This is a genomic window from Methylocystis sp. (genome assembly GCF_046349115.1).
Lineage (GTDB): Bacteria > Pseudomonadota > Alphaproteobacteria > Rhizobiales > Beijerinckiaceae > Methylocystis.
In genome coordinates this window covers 112060-132993 of sequence record NZ_JAXMCX010000002.1, presented here as the reverse complement: position 1 = coordinate 132993, position 20934 = coordinate 112060, and the positions used below count along the sequence as shown (strand labels likewise).

General features: G+C 58.9%; 15 protein-coding genes. 6 read left to right on the top strand and 9 right to left on the bottom strand.

Going from position 1 to position 20934, the window contains the following annotated elements:
* Window positions 1-66: 66 nt before the first annotated feature.
* Window positions 67-885: a hypothetical protein gene (locus U1E20_RS06410; protein WP_409979767.1), complete on the bottom strand. Its 819-nt coding sequence runs from the start codon at window positions 883-885 to the stop codon at window positions 67-69.
* Window positions 886-1325: 440 nt separating this feature from the next.
* On the opposite strand from U1E20_RS06410, the gene U1E20_RS06405 reads away from it, so the two are divergent.
* Window positions 1326-3650 (top strand): arylsulfatase, encoded by a 2325-nt coding sequence (locus U1E20_RS06405; protein WP_409979766.1) that lies wholly within the window; start codon window positions 1326-1328, stop codon window positions 3648-3650.
* A 62-nt stretch (window positions 3651-3712) separates the two neighbouring features.
* Complete coding sequence (locus tag U1E20_RS06400; RefSeq protein WP_409979765.1) at window positions 3713-6142, top strand: arylsulfatase; 2430 nt, start codon at window positions 3713-3715, stop codon at window positions 6140-6142.
* 70 nt (window positions 6143-6212) lie between these two features.
* On the opposite strand, the gene U1E20_RS06395 is transcribed toward U1E20_RS06400, so the two are convergent.
* On the bottom strand, window positions 6213-8546 hold the full coding sequence (locus tag U1E20_RS06395; protein ID WP_409979764.1) for a multiheme c-type cytochrome: 2334 nt from the start codon (window positions 8544-8546) through the stop codon (window positions 6213-6215).
* 356 nt (window positions 8547-8902) lie between these two features.
* Between U1E20_RS06395 and U1E20_RS06390 the strand changes: the two genes are divergently transcribed.
* The gene (locus U1E20_RS06390; protein WP_409979763.1) at window positions 8903-10639 is read left to right on the top strand and encodes an outer membrane protein; all 1737 of its coding nucleotides are present in this window, start codon (window positions 8903-8905) and stop codon (window positions 10637-10639) included.
* Between the two features lie 121 nt (window positions 10640-10760).
* Here the strand turns inward: U1E20_RS06390 and U1E20_RS06385 are convergent, their stop codons facing one another.
* From U1E20_RS06385 to U1E20_RS06375, 3 genes are all read right to left on the bottom strand, one after another.
* Entirely contained in the window at window positions 10761-10979 is a 219-nt protein-coding gene (locus tag U1E20_RS06385) for a hypothetical protein (RefSeq protein ID WP_409979762.1), read from the bottom strand.
* Window positions 10980-11317: 338 nt separating this feature from the next.
* Window positions 11318-12406, bottom strand: a complete 1089-nt coding sequence (locus U1E20_RS06380; protein ID WP_409979761.1) for a GSCFA domain-containing protein — start codon at window positions 12404-12406, stop codon at window positions 11318-11320.
* Window positions 12403-13260, bottom strand: coding sequence for a WcbI family polysaccharide biosynthesis putative acetyltransferase (locus tag U1E20_RS06375; RefSeq protein WP_409979760.1), 858 nt, complete (start codon window positions 13258-13260; stop codon window positions 12403-12405). The genes U1E20_RS06380 and U1E20_RS06375 overlap by 4 nt, the downstream gene beginning before the upstream one ends.
* 485 nt (window positions 13261-13745) lie before the next feature.
* Between U1E20_RS06375 and U1E20_RS06370 the strand changes: the two genes are divergently transcribed.
* Window positions 13746-14795: a hypothetical protein gene (locus U1E20_RS06370; RefSeq protein WP_409979759.1), complete on the top strand. Its 1050-nt coding sequence runs from the start codon at window positions 13746-13748 to the stop codon at window positions 14793-14795.
* Between the two features lie 116 nt (window positions 14796-14911).
* Here the strand turns inward: U1E20_RS06370 and U1E20_RS06365 are convergent, their stop codons facing one another.
* The gene (locus tag U1E20_RS06365; RefSeq protein ID WP_409979758.1) at window positions 14912-16075 is read right to left on the bottom strand and encodes a hypothetical protein; all 1164 of its coding nucleotides are present in this window, start codon (window positions 16073-16075) and stop codon (window positions 14912-14914) included.
* Between the two features lie 365 nt (window positions 16076-16440).
* Between U1E20_RS06365 and U1E20_RS06360 the strand changes: the two genes are divergently transcribed.
* The gene (locus U1E20_RS06360) at window positions 16441-17373 is read left to right on the top strand and encodes an alpha/beta hydrolase fold domain-containing protein (RefSeq protein ID WP_409979757.1); all 933 of its coding nucleotides are present in this window, start codon (window positions 16441-16443) and stop codon (window positions 17371-17373) included.
* A gap of 193 nt (window positions 17374-17566) precedes the next feature.
* Here U1E20_RS06360 and U1E20_RS06355 read toward each other — a convergent pair whose 3' ends face one another.
* Both U1E20_RS06355 and purE read right to left on the bottom strand, forming a co-directional pair.
* Entirely contained in the window at window positions 17567-18634 is a 1068-nt protein-coding gene (locus U1E20_RS06355) for a 5-(carboxyamino)imidazole ribonucleotide synthase (protein ID WP_409979756.1), read from the bottom strand.
* Window positions 18634-19098, bottom strand: a complete 465-nt coding sequence (gene purE / locus U1E20_RS06350) for a 5-(carboxyamino)imidazole ribonucleotide mutase (RefSeq protein ID WP_409980361.1) — start codon at window positions 19096-19098, stop codon at window positions 18634-18636. The genes U1E20_RS06355 and purE overlap by 1 nt, the downstream gene beginning before the upstream one ends.
* Window positions 19099-19300: 202 nt before the next feature.
* Here purE and U1E20_RS06345 point away from each other — a divergent pair, with 202 nt between their 5' ends.
* On the top strand, window positions 19301-20503 hold the full coding sequence (locus tag U1E20_RS06345; protein ID WP_409979755.1) for a cation:proton antiporter: 1203 nt from the start codon (window positions 19301-19303) through the stop codon (window positions 20501-20503).
* Window positions 20504-20555: 52 nt separating this feature from the next.
* On the opposite strand, the gene U1E20_RS06340 is transcribed toward U1E20_RS06345, so the two are convergent.
* Window positions 20556-20933, bottom strand: coding sequence for a VOC family protein (locus U1E20_RS06340; protein WP_409979754.1), 378 nt, complete (start codon window positions 20931-20933; stop codon window positions 20556-20558).
* Window position 20934 lies beyond the last annotated feature (1 nt).

Sequence of the window (20934 nt, the reverse complement as noted above, 5' to 3'; positions counted from 1 at the left end):
AGATTCCGCAGCGGCGACGAGCGTGCGCAACAAGGCGCTCTTGCTGCCAATGATGCGATGTCGCAGCTAACGTGTCGGTCGCGCGCCCGGCGACGGCGCAATCGGCTCCGGGAGTCTCGGACCCGTCGTTCCCCCGGATGCGGGAAGCAGATCCGAAATGGCGTGGGCGGCGTCAATCATTGGCTGTTGGCTGATCGCTACGAAGCCGGCGCTCGGTCGTTCGATGTCCTGTATCAACAGGATGACGGCGGAAACCAGCGCGGCGGCGAAATACACGGGCCCGCGGCGGTGGCGGCGGCGAATGCCGCCCGCATAGGCCGTAAAGCCGAAGGCGAAAGCGGCGATTCCGTAAAGCGACAGCAGCACCGAGTCAGGCACATGCGCTCTCGCCGCCGTCAAGCGCTTTTCCTGGTCGTCGAACATTTCGTTCAGCGCCTGAATATAGAGGCCGCCGCGCGTCATTGAATCGTCTTTCGCCAGCGCGGCCACAGCCTGCGTCCACAAGGCTTTCTGCAATGCGTTCGACCGGGCTATTTCTGGCGCAAGTTTTTCGGGCGGCAACAGGCGCGTTGCGAGATCAGCGCGAATTTGCACGTATTCCCGGAACAGGTCGAGAGATTGGGCGCCATGCGGCGAAGGCAACAGACTCGCCCGCAGCGCCGCCGTGCCGATTGCGTTCGCTTCATTCAGCACTCCCTGGCGCCGTTCCTCGAAGCGCGCCAGTCCCATGGAGAATGTAAAGCCGAGCATAAGCGCCAACAGGCCAAGCACGGAAGCTTCGATGGGAGAGACATCCGCTTCCGACGGCGTGCGGAAACCGAGCCACGCCCCGACTTCGATCGCAACAAAGAGCGCCAGCGTGCTGACGACAAATATCAGAATCAACGGATAGCTAGATAATGTAATCATCATAGATTGGCCCGGAGAGCCGGCGTCTGACAAGGCGCTTGCCATGTTTGGCATATCCAGCACGCCCTAAGCAAGGCGCTGAGCGAGGATCTGGCAGACGGTGCTCGATGATCGTCTGCAACCTGGATGTTCGATCACGGGATTGGACGACGCAGTCCTTTCCATGGAGCGGAAGGATGCGCTATGGGCCGGATTCTGCTTGGCAGCGCCCACGCTATTGATGCGGCGCGTCGAGCGCTACATCGAAAAGTCCCTTGTAACGCTCGGCGTTGAGCCTTGGCGGCGCCACGCTTTTCCAGGGTTCTGGCGCGTCATGCGAAAGCGCCCAGCGCCGCTGGCCAGGGCATTGAAACGCCCTAGTTGGCAAGCGACGCAGGGCTTTCAACAGCGCGGACGGAAACATGAAACGACATTGCATGGCGGCCATCGTTTTCATCTGCGTGGCGGCCTTGCATGCGCGTCCGGCGGGAGCGGAAAAGGTCCTGCCGAAGCCGGAGCCGACGTTCAACGGCGTCATCGGCGAGACCTACAAGAATTCCAAGCCAGACTTTCCGAAGCAAATCCAGGCGCCAAAAGAGGCGCCAAACGTGCTGATTGTGCTCCTCGACGACGTTGGCTTCGGCCATGCCGGAACGTTCGGCGGCGCGGTGGCGACGCCAACGCTCGACAAGCTCGCAAAGGAAGGGCTGCGTTATAACCAGTTCCATACAACCGCGCTCTGTTCGCCCACGCGCGGCGCGCTGCTCACCGGCCGCAATCATCACAGCGTCGCCACCGGCGTCATCATCGAGATGGGAACGGGATTTCCCGGTTATACGGGCGTCGTCCCGAACGCCACGGTAGGTCTACCAGAAATTCTAAGACAAAACGGATATGCCACCGCCGCTTTCGGCAAATGGCACAATACGCCGGACAATGAAATTTCGCCCGCAGGGCCATTCGACCGCTGGCCGACCGGAAAGACCTGGGGCTTCGAATATTTTTACGGCTTCATGAATGGCGAAACGCATCAGTATTATCCGGTGCTCTACCGTAACACGACGCCGGTCGCGCAGCCTAAGACGCCCGAGCAAGGCTATCATCTCACCGAAGACCTGGTCGACAACGCCGTCGGCTGGCTCAACCAGGTCAACGCCACAAATCCGAAAAAGCCGTGGTTCATGTATTTCTCGACTGGAGCGATCCATGGTCCGCACCACGCGCCTCGAGCCTATCGCGAAAAATACAAGGGTAAGTTCGATGCGGGATGGGACAAATATCGCGAGGAGACATTTGAGCGGCAGAAACAACTCGGCGTCATTCCCGCCAATACGAAGCTGACCCCGCGTCCCAAAGAACTTCCTTCCTGGGATGATCAGCCCGAAAACGCCAAGCGCGTTTATCGCCGATTGATGGAGAACTATTCCGGCTTCCTCGAGCACACCGACGACCAAGTCGGACGCCTCATCCAAGCGATCGAGAAGGCCGGCGAAATGGACAATACGCTGGTCTTCTACATCGTCGGCGACAATGGCGCCTCGGGCGAAGGCGGTCTCGAAGGGACGGTAAATGAAGTCGCGAGCCTCAACGGGATTCAGCTCGGTCTCGCGGGCCTCGAGGCCAAATTCGACGAAATCGGCGGACCGGAAACCGAACCGCATGTGCCGGCGGCGTGGGCGTGGGCGGCTGACACGCCGTTCCAATGGACCAAGCAGGTCGCCTCGCATTTTGGCGGCACCCGCAACGGCCTTGTCGTTCACTGGCCCAAGGGTATCAAAGGGAAGGGCGAACTGCGCGCGCAATTCCATCACGTTATCGATGTGGCCCCGACCGTGCTGGAGGCGGCGCATATAGAGACCCCCGAGGTCGTTAATGGAGTGAAGCAAAAGCCCTTCGAGGGCGTGAGCATGCTTTATTCGTTTGACGCCAAGAACGCTAAGTCGCGCCGGACCACGCAATATTTTGAAATGCTCGGCAATCGCGGGATTTATAAGGACGGTTGGATGGCGACGACGCGACATGGCCGTCTGCCATGGCAAACATCCGGCGCCGCCACGGGCGATTTCGACAACGACTCCTGGGAGCTTTACAATATCGTCGAAGACTTTTCGCAAGCCGACAATCTGGCCGCGAAATATCCGGAAAAGGTGAAGGCGCTGAAAGCCGCCTTCATAGTCGAAGCAAAAAAATACAATGTGCTTCCCCTCGACGACCGCATGTCAGAACGTTTCGACGCGACCCTTCGGCCCAATCCTCTCGCAGGCCTGAAAAAATTCACCTACGGCCCGGGAGTCACTGGGATCAGCGAATCGGCCGTGCTCAACACCCATAATGTTCCCTTCGCGGTCACTGCGGATGTCTTGGTCGGCGACGGGGGAACGGATGGCGTGCTGGCGGCGATTGGCGGCGTCACCTCGGGCTGGTCCTTCTATGTAAAGGACGGCAAGCCGACCTTCTATTACAACTTCTTCGAAGTCGATCACGCAAAGGTCCAGTCATCTGAACAATTGCCGAAGGGCAAGTCGAAGCTGCGCGCCGAGGTGACGCCGACAGCGCAGGGGCCAGGCAAGCCGGCCGACGTCAAGATCCTCGTCAACGGCAAGGAAACCGCCCACGGCGTCGTGAGCAAGACTGTTCCCTTCCGCTACAGCGTCGAGCCTTTCGACATCGGTCGCGACTCTGTCTCTGCCGTGTCGAATGATTATAAGCCGCCCTTCGCCTTTCAGGGACGGATCGAACAGGTAACAGTGGAAATCCGATAAGCTCTCGGGATGCCGGGTCGGCCAGCTGCCCCGACGCGCACGAGAATTCCGCGGGAGGACAAATGATGGTCTTATCGAGCAAGAACGAGGCGCTCGCCGCCAGTTTGGCTCTCCTGGCCTTCGCCGCAGCTACCCCTGTTTGCGCTGCAGCAGAATTTGATCGGCGCGTGCTGCCGATACGTGAGCCGAAGCCGCCGATCTACAGGGAACTCGACGCCCGCGACGCCAAGCCGCCGCCGCGCTTTGAAGTCAAGGCCCCGGATGGCGCGCCCAATATTCTGATCGTGCTCATCGATGACATGGGCTTCGGCCAATCGAGCGCCTTCGGCGGACCAATCCATATGCCAACCGTCGAGGCGCTCGCGAATGAGGGCCTGCGCTTCAATCAATTCCATACGACGGCTCTGTGCTCGCCGACGCGTTCGGCGTTGCTTAGCGGCCGCAACCACCACATGAACAATATGGCGGGCATCACCGAGATCGCGACCGCGTTTCCCGGCAATACGGGGCAACGTCCTAACAGTGTTGCGTCTGTCGCCGAGATGCTTCGCCTCAACGGCTACAGCACGGCCCATTTCGGCAAGAACCACGAGACGGCCGCCTGGGAGGTCAGCGTTTCCGGCCCGACCGACCGCTGGCCGACGCGACAGGGCTTCGACAAGTTTTACGGCTTCATGGGCGGCGAAACGAATCAATGGGCGCCGCTCGTCTACGACGGGACAACCCAAGTCGAACTGCCGAAAGATCCAAACTATCACTTCATGACCGACATGACCGATCAGGCGATCAAATGGGTGAAGGCGCAAAAATCGCTGACGCCAGATCGGCCGTTTTTCGTTTATTTCGCGCCGGGCGCGACCCATGCGCCGCACCAGGCGCCCAAGAAATGGATCGACAAATATCGCAGCAAATTCGACCAGGGCTGGGATAAGGTGCGCGAGGAGACTCTCGCCCGCCAGAAGGCTCTGGGCGTGGTTCCGACCGATACGCCGCTTGCGCCCAAGCCTTCTTACATCAAGGACTGGGACAAGCTTTCGGCGCAGGAGAAGAAGCTCTTCGCGCGGCAGATGGAGGTTTTCGCGGGTTTTGGAGAATACGCCGATACGGAAATCGGCCGGCTGATCGACGCGATCCGCGACGTCGGCCAGCTCGACAATACGCTGGTGTTTTACATCGTCGGCGACAATGGCGCGAGCGCTGAAGGCAGCGAAAACGGCCTCTTCAACGAAAATTCCTATTTCAACGGAGTCGAGGAAAATCTGCAGAACGTGCTCGGCCATCTCGACGATCTCGGCGGTCCCGGCGCCTATAATCACTATGCCGCCGGTTGGGCGGTAGCGGGCGACGCGCCTTTCGCTTGGACCAAGCAGGTGGCGTCGAGCTATGGCGGCACGCGCAATCCTTTAGTGATGTATTGGCCCAAGCGCATTAAGGGCCATGGCGAGGTGCGATCGCAATGGCATCACGTCATCGACGTGGCGCCGACCATTCTCGAGGCGGCTGGACTACCTGAACCCAAGGTCGTGAACGGCACGCCGCAGACGCCGATCCAGGGCGTCAGCATGCTTTACGCCGTCGACGATCCGAAGGCCGCCGATCGCCACAAGACGCAATATTTCGAGATTACCGGCAACCGGGCGCTTTATAGCGACGGCTGGCTCGCCGGCACAATTCACCGCGAACCGTGGCAACAAAAGCCTCCGCATCGGCTCAAGGATGACGTTTGGGAGCTTTACGATACCCGACGCGATTTTTCGCTCGTCAACGATCTCGCCGCAAAGGACCCGAAGAAACTCAAGGATATGCAGCGCCAGTTCATGCGCATCGCCGCGGAAAATCATGTGCTGCCGATCGACGATCGCGCCGCGGAGCGCTTGAACCCGGCGATCGCCGGCCGTCCCGATCTGATGGCGGGACGCAAATCGCTTACCGTCTATCAGGGCATGCGCGGCATGTCAGAAAACGCATTCATCAACGTCAAGAACCAGTCGCACGGCATCACAGCCGACATCGTGGTTCCGCAAGATGGCGCGGAGGGCGTGATACTCGCGCAGGGAGGACGCTTCGGCGGTTGGTCGCTTTACGTGAAGGACGGCAAACCGACCTACGCCTATAACTGGCTCGGCCTGAATCACTACAGTGTCGCCTCCAAGGAGAAGCTCGCGCCAGGCAAAGCCAGCATCCGTTTCGACTTCGCCTATGACGGCGGCGGCGCCGGCAAGGGCGGCGCGGCGACTCTGTCGGTCAGCGGCAGAAAGGTCGCCGAAGGACGGATCGAGAAGACGCAGTGCTGCACCTTCTCCCTCGACGAAGGCGCCGACGTCGGCCGCAACGAGGGAACCTCAGTCACGACGGACTACGAAGTCCCCTTCGCCTTCACAGGAATCATCGAGAAGGTGACGATCTCGCTCGCCGAACAGGCTGAGAAGGAGCACGCCGAGTCCGATCTTATTCGGCGGGAGAATCGGACGAGACGACTGATGAGCGACTAACGCCCTCCCCACAAGGGGCGCGCCGGTTAACTTCCCCGTTAAGCAATCGACGCGTCGAAAGGATCACGAACTATTGAAGTTTTTCGAGAGATGTCGCCAACTGCGCGATCCCGGCATCGTCCGGAGCCAACTCGGCGAGCGTGCGCGCGACTGACGCCGCGCGCTTGGCGTCCTGAATCTGCAACGCGTCCTGCAACTCCAACTGCAACAGTTGCGGATCAAAGGGATTAAGACGCAATGCCTGCCCTTGCGCTGCGCGCGCTTCCTTTTCTTGACCGAGCGAATTCAACGCGACGATGAAAACGTAAGAAAAGCGCGCTTCCCCAGGCGCCAATTCCGTCGCACGACCCAGTTCAACGATCGCTTCGGAATACCGTTTCTGGCGAATGAGACTCAATCCGAGGGCGTGATGCGCGGCGGCGGCGTCGGGAGAGAGCAAGATCGCTTCGCGCAGGGCTTTTTCCGACTCAACTTCTTTTCCCTGCGCGCGGTAGAAATCAGCCAGGTTGACGGAGAGAGGCGCCGCCGACGGCTCCAGCCTCAGACCGGCAAGATATTCCGCCTCGGCTTCAGCGGGTTTGCCGCGCCGAAGCAGAAAGCCAGCAAGATTGGCGCGTCCCTCCGGCCGATCGGCATTCAACTTTTGACTTGCCTCATATTCCGCCCAAGCGGCCTCCAACCGCGCACGCTCTTCCGAGGATAACGCCTCGACGCTTTGGTCGGCTAGTGCGACGGCGGCTTCCAGGCGTACCGCCTTGACCGGGTCAGACAGCAGAGAATTGGCGCGACGCCAGCGTTGATTTATCGGCGACGATGGCCGAAGCGCGCGTAAGGCGGCGATGCGCACGAGCGGATCGGCGTCATTGAGCGCCTTGATCGTCGCCTGCTCCACTGAATTCGACGGCAGTCGTTGCGCTTCATTGACGGCGGTCGCGCGCACGACCGCGGGCGTCATGGGATCATTGGCGAGCTTAAGCAGCAGTTCTCGCGCCGCAGGTTCGCCGAGGCGCACTTTGTGGAAGCCCTCTGCCCAGGTCTGGAAGCCCTTGCGGCGTGGTCCATGCCACCGCTCGATCGCCTGAGTCGCCCATTCCGCTGATTTGTCCTTGTGGCAAGCATTGCATGTGTTCGGCGCGCCAAGCGTTGCGGAAAGGTCAGGGCGGGGAATACGAAATGAATGATCATGGCGTTCGTCAACAACCATGTAAGTGCGCGCGGGCATGTGGCACGACACGCAATCCGGCGCCTTCGGCCCGCTTTGATGTCCCGTATGCGCTGCGGAAGAAAAGCGATCCGCTTGATGACATTGCGAGCAGACCTCCGTCCGCGAGGCCTTAAGCCTGCCGGAATGAGAATCGTGACAATCGGAGCAATTAACCCCCCTGGCGTACATCAAACTCTGCTTGAATGATTGATCGTTGAAGACTTCGTCCTTCATCTGGCCGTCGTCTTCAAAGAGCTCCTGCGTCAGCAGCGCCGGCATATGCGTATCGGTTAGCGGCCTGCCGGGGCGCCAGTCTTCGCTGATTTGACCGCGCCGCGAATGGCAATGCGCGCAAAGCTCCACTTCATCGCCGATTGGGCGCGCCGCTGCTTGTGTGGGACTGCCCGTTTTCGGATCAGGCGACCAATCGACATGTTCTCGGCGCGCATGAACCGAGACGAAGCCCTTGTTCGCGACGCTTCCATCACGACCGCCATTCGCCCAAGCCACATGTCCCGGCCCTGGACCATGGCAACTCTCGCACCCGACGCCACTCTCAAAGAAGCTCGTATTGAAGCGATCCTTAACGGCGTCGTAATTCTTGCGCAGGCCTGTCGTGTGGCATTCAGCGCACATGAAGTTCCAATTCTGCATGGAGCGCGTCCAATGCAGCGGATCGGCGCTTGGCATTGGCCGATCCGGATAAAGGTGGAGCCAGCGCTGGCCGCCGGCTTCCTTTGGTCGCGTATCCCAGGCCCAGGGCAGCGCCTGCAGACGCCCGTCCGGAAATGTCACAAGATATTGCTGGAGCGGCTCGACGCCGAAGGTGTGGCTAACCTCGAAGCGCCCCGTCTTTCCGTCGCGTCCCTCCGTCTCGACGACGAAGCGATCGCCGTCTTGAAAAAACTTCCCAGTCGAGCCTCGAGTCTCGATTGCGGCTCCTGAGAAATCACCCTGCACGCTATCCTTCGTCGCAACCGCCATCGCCGCCGCGTGATGCGAACCCTTCCAGGCGGCGGTTTCCGCCGCATGACATCCGGCGCAAGCCTGGGAGCCAGCATAGAATGGCGCGGATGACTGTTCTTGTGCGGCGGCACAATAATCGGCAACGACAACGAGGCCGAATATCGCGCAGATGGACGCAGCCGCCAACGCAAGGCGCCGCGCGAAATATATCGCCCTCCGCGTGGCGAGCCGCATGCATCCACTCTTCTCCAAATTGCAGTTCCTTTGGCTGAGCGGTCGATATTTATTGTTGGGAGACATTTTTGTTGATTCTGGAATGCGATTGACGTTGTCACAAGTTCGAAGGCCACTCTATCGGCTAGCGCCAGCTGCGCAGTTTCGATCCGCCTTTTCGGGTTTTCTCCGGTTCAAGGGCCCTTCTCGGCGCCGTTGCGCTTTTGCCACGCCGCGAAATAATTTTTCGGCGGGCCATGATGAAGCGCGATTTTGACCTACTCTTGCACGAAGTTCGAACGACGTGATTTTGACGGGGACTTGCGCGGCATCGCTCCAGCATCCCTCGGTAGCGCTCTCGAGACGTATGATTTGTGATGTTCGTCGGCAATTTGAAAATTCAATCTCTTGCAGCGAGCGTGCTCGCGTTGGCCTGTTTGACGACGCCGTCGTTTGGCGCGGACCTTCCAGCGCAAAAAGCGCCGCCTGTCCCAACGCCGCCAGTGTTCACCTGGACAGGCTTTTACGTCGGCATGAACTTCGGACATGCCTGGACGGGCAGCGATCCTATCGCTGTCGCTTCCGCTAACGCGCTTGATCTCACGGCCGGCGGTTTCGGCCAGGCGTCGGGGCTTGGCGGCTCCGGCGTCACCCGCGCGCGACTCGACGACTACTATTTTGGCGGCCAGGCCGGCTACAATTGGCAATTCGCTGAAAAGTTTGTCGCCGGGCTCGAAGGCGACATCCAGGGCGCGGGAGTGCGCGGCGGCGGCGGTCTCGCCAATGTAACCGCTGCGCCCGGCGGTTTCGCCGTGACCAGCGCGAGGCTGCGTCGCAGCCTTGAGCATTTCGGCACGGTTCGCGGTCGCTTCGGCTATGCGGTGACGCCGACGATTCTTGTCTATGCGACCGGCGGCCTTGCCTATGGCGGCGTCAACATCATTTCTGCGATGGCGCAGACTCTGACGCCCTCCACTCTGTTCGCAAAAGTCGCGGAGGGCGATCGCTATGAGAATCGTTTGGGCTGGACGATTGGGGGCGGCGCCGAGATGGCTCTTGGCCATAATCTGAGCGCCAAACTCGAATATCTTTATTATGATCTCGGTTCCGCTTCCTTCGCCGTTCCGCTCGCGTTTACGGATCTCACGATTGGCGCTCTACAGCTTATCAACGTCATGCGCGTCTCGACGCGCTTTAATGGTCATCTCTTACGCCTGGGACTGAATTACCGTTTCGATTGGAGCATCCCGCCGACTTCCAATTCGGCGGCGACGCCGCTATTCGCCTCTCCCGAATTCGCAATGACGGAACGGTCAGCCTTTGCCGACTGGCGCATCAAGGTCATGCCCTATTTGTGGGCCATCAACACGAATGGTACATTGATCGCACGCGGCGACGCGATCGGGACTGATACGACGATCGTCGACGCATTCACGAAGACCAGCTCGTTCCCGCTTGCGTTTATGGGGCGGCTAGAGGCGAGCAACGGACCCTTGTCCCTTTATGGCGACTTCGCTTGGGCGCGGCTGCGCTTCTCCGGCTCAACCCTCAAGTTGCGTTCGCCGGTTGCGGATGTTGCGCTGGCGATCAGCGCGAGCGGACGTTTGCGGCAAACGCTCGCGATCGGCGAAGCCGGGGTCGGTTACGAACTTGCGCGCTGGAAGTTTCTTGGCGGGACGAACTCATCGACTGCGCTCGACGCTTACGCCGGACTTCGTTACGGCTATATTGGGTTGGATCTTACCCTCAATGCGTTCGGCGCCGCCAACTCAGAACTTCTTGAACTGGACGTCGTTGGCGCGCGGAGCACCGCAAGGTCTGGCAAGATTCAATGGGTCGATCCGGTTGTGGGACTGCGAGTCCGCCATGAATTCGCGCCCGGCGAGGAATTTCAGATGCGAGGCGACATCGGCGGCTTCGGCGCAGGCAGCAAGTTCAGTTGGCAGTTCTATGGGGGTTATAGCCGAGACTTTGAATTCAAAGGCCTGAAGCTCACCGGCATGGTCGGCTATCGCGCGGTAGGCATTGACTATTCCACTTGGCAAAATGGTCAGGAAAACGGTCTCAACGCCATCATCCATGGCCCCGTCACCGGGGTAGGCATGCGCTTTTAAAGCGGCGTCGCGCGCCGCCCCCGGCGTATGAGGCTGGCCGCCGAATTGCGCGCCGGCTCACATTCAAGGACGCTATCGGTTTCAGTCGAGCGCTTGGCGCTGACGTGCGACTGCATTTAAGTCAAACTTCCGGCGGCGGCGCGACATTCAAGCTGTCGTTCGATATCAAACTGATACGGTCAAAGGCGTCCGGACTGTGCGAACCGCCGCATCCCAGCGTCCGAGCCCTGTTGAAGAAGTCGGCGGCGTTCGCGGCGTGCTTGAAGATCGAGGTCGTGGAGTGGCGCGACGATGGACAGGTGTCATCGCGGGATCGCGCAGGCGTGTTGCCCATCTTCATCGACCGCTGCGCCCTCTGCCGGGCCAAACTCGCTGGCGCCTTGGGCGTGAGAATCGCTCCGGCTCTTTCGACTTCCGCCGCCGTATGCTCGGCGTCGAAGCGCGGCGCATCTCGCCGTCGGCGCCGAGGCGCAGTCTTTGATTCAATGATCGGCAAGATCGGCGACGCCGTTTTCGATCGCCTCGTAGAGCCGCGCGACGCCATTATTGACGCCGGTCGCGACGCATGGCGAAGGGGTCGTCGAACAACCCCAGACATTCGTCTCGATCGGAATGCGCGAGTGAGCGCATATCGCTTACGCGCCATCGCCTTTGGCAAGATAAATAAGGCCTGCCGCGCTATGATGCGTCGACAGAGGTTCCGCCTTTAATCGCGTCGATCGCTTCCTCGTCGCAAACTATTTCATATGACATTTGCGAATTCGCTGAATCGTCCAGCTCGTCCATGCGAGAAACGCTTCGGACATTGCTGGGGCGGAATAGGTACGAATCGAGGAAACATCGCATCGCATGAGCGACGCCCAAGGGATTCACTTCACGATGACTCTTTTCGTAATAGAGCCCGCCAGCGAACGAACCCGTTACGATTTCGTAAGACGGAAAATAATCAACAAAGTCGAAGCGCGAAACGGCGATTCCAGCGGCTACGCGCAAAACCGACTTGGTATATGTATTTGAAACGAGAACGTGTCGCTTTTCGAACGTCGCAATCATGGGAACGGGGGATACCGTCAGCAGCACCTTTATTTTCGGATTGCGCTCCTTCAGCTTTTTAAGAAAAGTGCAAAGATCGCCCGACACCTCATCCACGCCTAGGTGCAAAAATTCATGAAGCTCCGGATCGAAGGAGCCGCCCGCGACTCCCGGAGCCAGCGGGAACACCGAACCATCTTTTTTCGAACGCCACGTTTCGGTAAGTCCCAAAGTGAAAACCAGAACTTCGGACTGGAGAAAAACCGCGCGGACGGCTTCCAAATGCCGCTCCCGGGATTCGGCGACGGACCGAATGTCGGCGAATCCTTCCGGTTCGATCTGCGGTCGATACGGGTCGACAAAGCGGTTATCGGAGCTGCGAATCCACGCCCGTTCGTATCGGTTGCGTTGTTCAAAGGCTTCCTCGAACAATTGAAGCAGCTGCCGAGTGGTGTAGATATTCCCGTAACGGGCTGAGAATACGCCAAAATTGCGTCTAATTCTTTCTTCGACGGTAAATTCCTCTCCCTTCTCCGGGACAAAATATGAAAAACCAATTTCACGAATTTTGCGCGCGATGTGCTGCGCAAAGCAACTGCCCGCAGTTCCTATGATGCTCGACTTGTCAATCTTAAATTTTGGTTCGATGACGGGATTCAGTAAATGTGGCTCGACGTTAGAAACCGCCCGCCGCCACAATTGATGATCTTCGATATTATCGTACGGTGAGGTCATTGGATACACTCTTTGATCACGGACTTTACCCGCTCATAGCGATCCTTAAACAACGGATCGATTTTTATGCGGTCTCTTGGGAACTGTCCATAAACATGAAAACTTGCTTCGATAAATTGATCCAACGTTAGAAATTGCTGCTTGGTGTTCTTGAACAAATAAGAGCCGCGTACGCCTGTTCTTTCAGCAATGTCCGGATATATCGGGTAGCAAGGCCCATTCACCAAGTTATCGATGGGCAATATATCATTCTCAAAAATTTCAATGTCGTTGGCGATCAAATAAAGCCGCGCAATATCGAACAGACATCTGATCTTTGGGTGGTTGGTCGTATACATAAAGGCGTCGCTGCGCCCCCACCCAACAAAACATTTGATTATGTCTAGGTTGTATCTCTTAAACCTAGTAAACATTCGGTCACGCGCCAGATGCCAAACATCGTAGAAACGGCATTGCTGGAAAATCTCGTCAGCGAAAATTCTTCTTACCTTGTTTTTTGGGACGTCGAGCTCATAGGCGGCGAGGATAAGCATGGAATGGTATGAGTCCAACGGACCCTTCAACACAGAATTGTTATAGTAAGCGTAGCAAATATCCGGATGATATGCATCAAAATCGATGCTGGGTAAGACATGTAGCTTTCTGGCGACACTTAAATCGACGCCATCCGTGGTAAGAAATATTGGATTCACGATGACACGCGAATATTTATGGATTTCGCTATTGTTTTTTTCAGAATCCTTTTTGAAATCGAAAAAGCTAATTGCATTTATGTTTACTTTTGGATTCAAAAGGCGAACCGAGGCGGCAAGACCATAAACTTGGCAATTACCCAACATTAACCACGAGTCCATGGGCAGTCTCTGAACGTGAGCGCGTTAAACAGTCCAATTGGTGAGCGCCGGAAGACTACCCGACTTTCCGTCTGTCGTCGAATGATTCTTTGCGTTCCTGTCGGGCGATTTTGCCTTGCGATATTGCTGCTGAGGCTGCTTTCCGCACCCGCGCTCCGCGCTCGATGCTTTCGCGTAAATTCTGCGCAGATGAGAGCGGTCAGTCGTCTGTCGAACATGCAGAGTTCGTTCCGGACGTGAAACCCAAATTCGCTTTCTTCGTCATGCGCCATAGGGCGCAAAGTTTCGCTTTGGCGATGCATGGCGCGTAAAGCGACGCAGACCATTTACACCTTGATGACGTCGATCTACTGTCGGTTTTCCTGAATTCGACGGTGATTGGAAAAGCGGGCGTCGCCGTCTGCGACAGGATCAGACCAAACTCTACCGCCGTCGTCGGCGAACCTGCGATTGGTCGCATTGGAGATGGATCGGGACGATTGCAGATGGAAGGCGCTGTCGATTACGTCTCGGCGACGGAGATCGCCGGGTGGATTGCTTCCCACGATCAAAACAACGCGCTCGAATCCGTCTTCGTCGAGACGGACCGAATGGAAAAGCTCGAGTTCAAGGCGATCGTCTTTCGAACTGATATCGCTGATCGGTTCGCGCGCAACAAAAAGTTCGGCTTCGCGATTCCGCTCTCGTCGCTGCGTTATGATTCCGAAATACGGATTACCGACCGCAACCACAAATTGCTGGAGAACGGCGTCATACGCATGTCTGTTCCGTCGGAGCCCGCGACTCCCGGAGACGGACGTTGCCGGGTGTTTCTTCATATACAGAAAACGGCGGGCACCGCGTTCTCTTCCGCGATCAGGAGCCAGCTTGCGCACAGCGAGACCTGCCTCTTCTATCAGGGCCATTTCGCGGCGCTCGACTGGGATGAGGCGAATTCACTGCCCGAGCATCAATGCCGCGCGTTCAGGCAACTCATCGGTCACACGTTTTTTGGTCTCGACGGGTTCCTGAGACAGCCGACGAGATATTACACTTTTATGCGCGAGCCCGTCGCGCGCGTCAGATCGCACTACTGGCATTATCGAACCAATGGGTTCGATTCGTTGGAAATCGACGGCCAATCCGTGCCGCTGCATCAAATCGTCAATGAGGGTCTCACCGGCGAATTTGATAATCTTCAGACACGCATGATCGCGGGCGTCGGAGACAGGAATGTTCCGCTCGGCTCCATGTCGGATCACGTGGTCGAACTAGCCATGAGGAATATCGACCGCTTTTTCGATTTTGTCGGGATGACCGAAAATTTCGACGCTCATTCGAAGATGATGTTGGAAACGATGGGATTGGAGCCGGTGTCGATCGGGCGCCACAATGTCACCAATGTCGGACGCATCGACGAGAACGATGAAGGTTACCGCCTTATTGACTGGGCGAAGGTGGCCGAGATCAACAGATTCGATCAAGCGCTCTACCAGCGCATCGCTGCGCGCCACCGGGATCGCCAAAGCGACGCGCCCGAGCGCGAAGGCGCGTGAATTTCGATAAGGGCGAATTTGCCGCGGCATGGCAGCACGGCCCAATGCCTGCGATCTCACGTCGCCCGATGGGGGCGCGCCGCAAATATCTTTGCTCTTCCTGCTTGGGGCGCCATCTATTGACCCGCATTGTTTGCGCTGGAATGGACGCTCCATCGTCCCCTGCGTACAGCTCCGCCATAAACGGGACAGAACGGGTAGGGATGGGCGCGACACTGCGAGCGCGTCATGTCCGTCCAATAGAATTCCATACCGCCATTTGAGTCCGGCGAGTCGAGATTGCCCCACCGGTCCGTGAGCCAATAGGGTTGCGCATATGATCTTGCTCGTCCGTCGCGCGCGAGACCAAGCGCGAACTCCGAGGAGGTCAGGCGGAGATCGCTGAGGCCGCCTGGACCGAAGACATTCAGATTTCGCGTGTACTGAACGCAGATGTCCTGAATTTTTCCGACATAACAGCCGTACATCACGGCCCATCTGTCGAGCTTCCAGGCTTTCGCCACGCGAACCATCCCATGGCCAATCGCGGGACTGACGCGCTTCTCGGGCGACCATCCGTTGCGGCGAAGATCCGCGCTGGTGCGCAGGTATAAATTGACATCGTCTCCCTCCGGTCCGTAATCGAAATAGAAATAATAATAGCGGCCGTTCACGAATGAGATCGAGCCGATGAGACCCTGGGTGTGGCCGAGGACGCGCGCCGAATTGCTGCGTATGATGGCGCCCGACGTGTCCCGCACCGGCGCTGGCCGCACTTCGGGCGAGAACGGCGCCCATCCCCCTTCGGTCATCAGGTCGAAGGAAACAAAGTCCCGCGTGCGCGCTTCAAGCAGATAGTGGCGCCAATGGCTATGCGCGCGATCGCGCATGTGTTCGTCGTCATTGACGCCCAGAAAGAACACATAAAAATAAGGGTCGCCGCGGAGGCCCGAAATCGCGATTGGATTCGCCGCGCCGCCAACGCCCGCCGACGCCATCAATGACGCGGGATCGTCTTCGGGTCCCCACAGGCGAAAGTCATGCGGCGGCATTGTGGAAGCGTATGGGCCCTGATGAACGCCCGCCTTGACGCCGTCGCCGGTCTTGTAATGGGTTTTGGGCTCGGAATGATAGATTGTATAGAATTTATCGCCGTCATGTATCGTCTGAACGCTGTAGGCGACCTCGTTCTCCGGCGTCGCGTAAAAAACCGATTCGTCATTTTCGTAACAAACGGAAATCCCGCTGGTCTCGAAACAGGGAGCCTCGGCTTTCGCCGCGCCGCCTCCCAGCAAAACCATGGCGCTGATCAATAAGCTTACGGCTTGGCGTTTTGCTTGACGATGGCACGGCATGATCTGCGTGCAGTCTCCCGAGAGTTCGTTCGCCCCAGCTGAGTGACGAAATCATGTTTGGACGGCGCCTTCCCGTCAAGGCGAATTCGAAATTTCAATGCATCCAATAACTTCATTTTCTGCGACTCGCGGTTCGCGGTTAGGAGATCGGAAGCGTTTGCCGCGACTACGAAGTCGGCTCATTGGCTTCGCTGACGGCCTGATGCGGCGAGCCGCGGCGGCCAAGGCCACTTGAAGCGGGATATGAACCGAGTTAGCTTGTTTCAATCAAACAACGACGGAAGCCTCAGTTCTTAAGCATGACGAATGTTATGGCGCCGCGCTTTCGGAATCGTCTTTTAGTTTATTCAATTTTTTCGATGATATTTGGCGGCGTTTGCGCCCAACCGCTGGAAGATGCAGAATCCGCCGGCGAAAAAAGTCCCCGTGCTGAGTATCAGCGAGATATTGCCTACGGGTCGCAGAATGAGCAGAAGCTCGACTTATGTTTCAATCCGAAGGCGCCGCCCGGCGCGCGGCCGGGCCTGATACTCATTCATGGCGGAGGCTGGACTCACGGAAGCAAGACCGTGATGGCGACCGTCTGCAAGAATTTTGCGTCGATGGGATATATCGTTGCGAATGTCGAGTATCGACTGGCCAATCGAACGGATCAATTGTCGAGATGGCCCGGGCAGCTCGCAGATGTTCAACTCGCCGTCAGATGGCTTCGGCACAACGCCAAAATGCTTGGGTTGGACGCCAAGCGCATTTGCGCGATGGGCAATTCCGCCGGCGGTCAGCTCGCGATGTTTTTGGGGATGATGGACGCGCCGGCGCGCGGCGCTGCGGAGGGATCGAGCCTTAGTCAATATTCTTCAAAAGTACAATGCGTTATCTCACTTTCCGGTCCGACCGACCTTGCAACAATCGGCGCCCAGTTCCAAAATGTAATATCCGGGCCGCTGTTCGGCGGCGTTCGTCCCGAAGAGAATATATCCCTGTATAAGGCTGCGTCTCCTTTGTATAGCGTGTCCAAGAAAGCCGCGCCAATGCTTCTGATTTATGGCACGCAAGACAACATCGTCCCAATTTCTCAGGGACTCGCGCTAGCTAGCTCATTGCAAGAACACGGTGTGAACGCCAGGCTGCTGCAGTATAACGGCGGGCATTTGATGATTGGCATCAACATGAAAGAGCGACAGGAGATATTTCAGGCCATGGTTCAATTCCTGCGCGAACATCTGGGACCCATTGGCAATTGAACCAAACTTGAGTCAGAGCGCTTGGCCTCGCGCACGTCGAACCGGCGAAGCCGTTGAACGCCCTTTGACGCAAATCAGCGCGATCGTCTCGGCATGTTTTGATTACGTGCGCAGCCAAGAATCGTCGCCCCAGACGGCTGCGAGAAATTTAGTCGCGCTTCGATCGTAGCGCGTGGCCGCAGGTAGATCGGGGCTACAGAATGCGCGTCACATGGCCCATTTTTCGGCCGGGGCGCGTTTCCTTTTTGCCATAGAGATGCACGCAGGCGCCGTCCTCGCGCGCCAGTTCCGGCCATGCGTTGACCTCAACGCCGATCAGATTGCGCATTTCGACGCGGCCATGGCGTCGCGTTGAGCCGAGCGGCCAACCGGCGATCGCGCGCATATGTTGCTCGAACTGCGAGGTCAGCGCGCCGTCGAGCGTCCAATGTCCGGAATTATGCACGCGCGGCGCGATTTCATTGACGATCAGCGCTTCGCGTCCCTCATCGACGACCACGAACAATTCGACGGCGATCACGCCGACATAGTGCGCGGCCTCGGCGATGCGGCGAGCGATGTCGATCGCCCTTATCGCGGTTTCTTCGGCGATCTCGGCGGGCGCTAGCGTTCGCGCCAGAATGTGATGTTCGTGGAGGTTTTCGCAAACGTCATAGGCGCGAAATTCGCCATTCAATCCGCGCGCGGCGACGACCGACGCTTCCTTCGCGAAGGGCACTACGCTTTCGAGAATGCAGGGCGCGCCGCCGAGCGTGCGAAAGGCGACCGCAAGGTCGCCGCCGTCGCGCAATTGGGTCTGGCCCTTGCCGTCATAGCCGAGACGTCGCGTCTTGAGGATCGAATTGCGGCCGAGCCGCGCGACGGCGCGGGGAAGCGCGCCGGCATTGTCGACCGCGACGAAATCGGCGGTGGCGATTCCGAGACTCTGGACGAACTCCTTCTCGACGAGCCTGTCCTGAGTGAGCGCCAATGCTCTCGGATTGGGCCGCACCGGACGATGCGCCTCGAGCACCTGCGCCGTGCGGGCGGGAACATTCTCGAATTCATAAGTGACGACGTCGACCGATTCGGCGAAGGCGGCGAGCGCGGCTTCGTCGTCGAATTCGGCTTGCGTGCGCGCCGCGCAAACGTCGAAGGCGGGGTCGTCGGGGAAGGGGGAGAAGACATGCGACTTCAGCCCCAACCGGGCGCCCGCCAGCGCCAGCATGCGCGCGAGCTGGCCGCCGCCGAGAATGCCGATCGTCGCGCCGGGCGGCAGCATCACGCGCCGTCGCGCGGCGTCGACGCCACGTTCTCCGTCTGGCGCGCACGATAATCCGCGAGCCGCGCAGCGAGCGCCTTGTCGGCGCGGGCGAGAATCGCGGCGGCGAGCAGCGCGGCGTTGATCGCGCCGGGTTTGCCGATCGCGAGCGTCCCAACTGGCACGCCGCCCGGCATCTGCACGATCGAGAGCAGCGAATCCATGCCCTTCAGCGCGTCCGATTCGATCGGCACGCCAAGCACTGGGAGCGGCGTCATCGAGGCGGTCATTCCCGGCAGATGGGCGGCGCCGCCGGCGCCCGCGATGATCACCTCAAAGCCTTCCGATTCGGCGGACTTTGCGAAAGCGAACAGCCGATCAGGGGTGCGATGGGCGGAGATGACGCGCGTATCGCAGGCGATGCCGAGCGCCGCCAGCGTTTCGGCGGCATGGCGCATCGTCGCCCAGTCGGATTGCGACCCCATGATGACGGCGACGGGCGGTTTCAACTTGCCCACTCTTGCTTCCTCTCCAAAGGGAAGCCATGCGGCATAGACGATGGCGCCACGATAGGCAAGCACGGCGTCGGCGCCGATTGGCGTCGGCGGCGAACCGATTTCGCTTCGTGAAACTGGGGCGCGCGGCTAAAAACCCTGCACGATTTTGGTTGAGCGGAGCGGAGGCGTCATGGACGAAGGCCTGAGGCAAGCGGTTGCGGTGCTCGCCGTGGCGATGATGGTTGCGATCGCCGCCCGTCAGATCAGATTGCCTTACACCGTCGGGCTGGTGATCGTCGGCGCGGTCGTCGCGCTGTCCGACGCCGAATTGGCGCCGCATCTGACGCATGATCTCATTTTCGATCTGATCCTGCCGCCGCTCCTGTTCGAGGCGGCGCTGACTCTGTCGTGGCGCGAGCTGATGCGCGACTCGCTGCCTCTGCTTGCGCTCGCCGGCGCCGGAACGCTCGTTTCGGCGGTCGTCGTCGCGACGTCGATGACCGCATTCGGCTGGCCTTTGCTCTCGGCCATGGTTTTCGGCGCGCTGATCGCGGCGACCGATCCAGTCGCGATCATCGCCATGTTCAAGGACAATCGAATTAAGGGCCGCATGCGGCTTCTGGTCGAAAGCGAAAGCCTGCTCAATGACGGCGCCGCGGCGGTGCTGTTCGTCATGGCGCTCGCCTTTGCGCAAAGCGGCGGCGCCGAGCAGAGCGCTGCGGCCACCGCCATGACCCTGGCGAAAATCGTGCTCGGCGGAGTCGCGGTCGGCGCTTTATTCGGCGGCGGGGCGATTCTTGTCTCGCTGCGCACCTCCGAACATTTGGTCGAAGCGGCGCTGACGACGATCGCCGCATTCGGCTCTTTCCTGGTCGCCGAATATTTTCATGTTTCCGGCGTGCTGGCGACGGTGACGGCCGGACTGATCATGGGCAATCTCGGCATTTTGAGCGAGAAGGAAGGCGGCTATATCAGCCTCAGGGGCCGGGAATTCGTGCTGTCCTTCTGGGATTTTGCGGCGTTCCTCGCCAATTCGGTGGTGTTCCTGCTGATTGGCGCCGATGTCGCCACGATACCTTTCAACCGCGTCGGCGCGATTCCCGTGGCCGTGGCGATCGCCACGGTTTTGTGCGCGCGCGCCATTACGGTCTATCCGATAAGTTCGCTCTTCTTCTTCTCGCGCTGGAAAATCTCATTTCGCGAGCAGCATGTGTTGTGGTGGGGCGGCTTGCGCGGCGCGCTTGGGCTCGCCCTGGCGCTGTCGCTCCCCGATAGTCTGCCGATGCGCGACGAGATCGTCGCCGTCACCTTCGCGGTGGTCGGCTTTTCAATCGTCGTTCAGGGGCTCACCATGCCGCTGCTGCTGCGCGCGCTGGGCTTTCTGCCGAAATAGAGGCGATGCGGCCGCCTCCGGGAAGCGAGACCGAAAATCCCGGCCTGCGGCGTCATCCAACGATGCAAAAGCCATTTCCGAACGGATCGCTGCAGAACGCAATCGGCGGACGCCCGCCGCCTTCGAATTTCTGCTCGCATGTAGCGCCGGCGTTCACGGCCTTGGCCAGGAAGGCGTCAAAATCGTCGACATGAAAATCAATATGGACGGGCGTCCAATGACGCTCATAGCGGCGAACGTCATCCGTTCCTTGAGCGGGCTTGCTTCCGGCTGATTTTTCGATCAATCCGATTTGCGAAGCTCCACATTTCAAAATGACATAAGTCGCGACAGGTCGAGCGATCTCGGCAAGTCCCAAGGCGTCGCGATAAAATCGCAGCCCGTCTTCAAGCAGCGGAACGTCGATCGAAACTGAATAGCTGACGCTCATC